The sequence below is a fragment of the Brevundimonas halotolerans genome, assembly GCF_003730275.1.
Classification (GTDB): domain Bacteria; phylum Pseudomonadota; class Alphaproteobacteria; order Caulobacterales; family Caulobacteraceae; genus Brevundimonas; species Brevundimonas halotolerans.
In genome coordinates, this window is record NZ_QTTA01000011.1 from 1 (window position 1) to 1,170 (window position 1,170).

A 1,170-nucleotide genomic window follows, 5' to 3' on the forward strand; every position below is an offset into this window, starting at 1 on the left:
CTAGGCCGTGAACTCATAAACTGATGGGTCTGCTACCTCGCGCTTTTCCATTCGTCGACGAGGCGTCCAATCCGACTTGCGCGCTTTGCCAGCGGGGTATCTGATACACCATCGAAGTCCATCGCTCGCAGAATACCCCACCCTGGAGGCGTTTCTTCTCCCGCCTCGAGGTTGTTGCGCAATACGACAAACCAGTCTGCCCATCGTGTTTTTAGCGCCGGTTGCCATCCGCCAGCCAGTTCGTCGCCGCTCGGGGGACGTTGCAACTCATCCATCAGATTTGCGAGTTCTGTATTGAGAGGTTCGGGCAGCATCGAGTGATCCATGGTGTTGTCGCAGCATACCAATCTCAGTCAGGAATGCTCTGTCTTTTCTTTTGCTGAGGTTTCTGATTCAGCGGCCATATGAGCCGATATGACCTGACCGACTTTGAGTGGCGCGTGATCGAACCGCTCCTGCCCAACAAGCCTAGAGGTGTGCCGCGCGTCGATGATCGGCGCGTGCTGAACGGTATTTTCTGGGTGCTGCGTTCCGGTGCGCCTTGGCGTGACCTGCCCGAGCGTTATGGCCCGCGCACTACCTGCTATAACCGCTTCATCCGGTGGCGGAAGGCTGGCGTTTGGGACCGGATGATGGATACCATCGCAGCCGCTCATGACGGCGACATTCAGATGATCGACAGCACTTCCGTTCGCGCCCACCAACAGGCTGCGACGGCAAAAAGGGGGATCGAGATCATTGTCTCGGTCGTTCCCGAGGCGGGCTCACGACCAAAATCCATGCGGTCGTCGACGGGCAAGGTCTCCCGATCCGGCTTAGACTGACCGCTGGGCAAAGCCACGACGGGCAAGCGGCTGACGATCTACTCGATCATGTCAGCGCAGGAACAATCGTGCTGGCGGACAAGGCTTACGACGCCGACCGCATCCGCGCATCTCTCCGCGAGAAAGGGGCGTTCGCCAATATACCGCCCAAGGCCAATCGCCGGTCAAAACCGTACTTCAGCACATGGCTGTACCGTGAGCGCAACCTGATCGAGCGCTTCTTCTCCAAGCTGAAGCACTTCCGCAGGGTTGCAACCCGTTACGACAAGCTGGCCGAAAACTTCCTCGCCATGGTCCAACTCGCCTCGATGCGACTGTGGCTGCGCGTTTATGAGTCTACGGCCTA

General features: G+C 58.4%; 2 protein-coding genes. One reads left to right on the forward strand and one right to left on the reverse strand.

From position 1 onward, the window contains the following. Nucleotides 1-32: 32 nt before the first annotated feature. Nucleotides 33-314 carry a hypothetical protein gene (locus tag EG854_RS13100; protein ID WP_164461895.1) on the reverse strand — a complete coding sequence of 94 codons (282 nt, stop codon included), beginning with the start codon at nucleotides 312-314 and terminating at the stop codon, nucleotides 33-35. Between the two features lie 90 nt (nucleotides 315-404). On the opposite strand from EG854_RS13100, the gene EG854_RS06055 reads away from it, so the two are divergent. Next, nucleotides 405-1,170, forward strand: a protein-coding gene (locus EG854_RS06055; protein ID WP_123286916.1) for an IS5 family transposase whose coding sequence is annotated in 2 segments (ribosomal slippage) — nucleotides 405-717 and nucleotides 717-1,170 — 767 coding nt annotated over the 2 segments. Because the reading frame shifts where the segments join, the coding sequence is not laid out codon by codon here. This gene is flagged as partial in the annotation.

Bases quoted from the DNA above. Each gene is read 5' to 3' on its own strand.
- EG854_RS13100 (WP_164461895.1), bottom strand. From the start codon at position 314: ATGCTGCCCGAACCTCTCAATACAGAACTCGCAAATCTGATGGATGAG.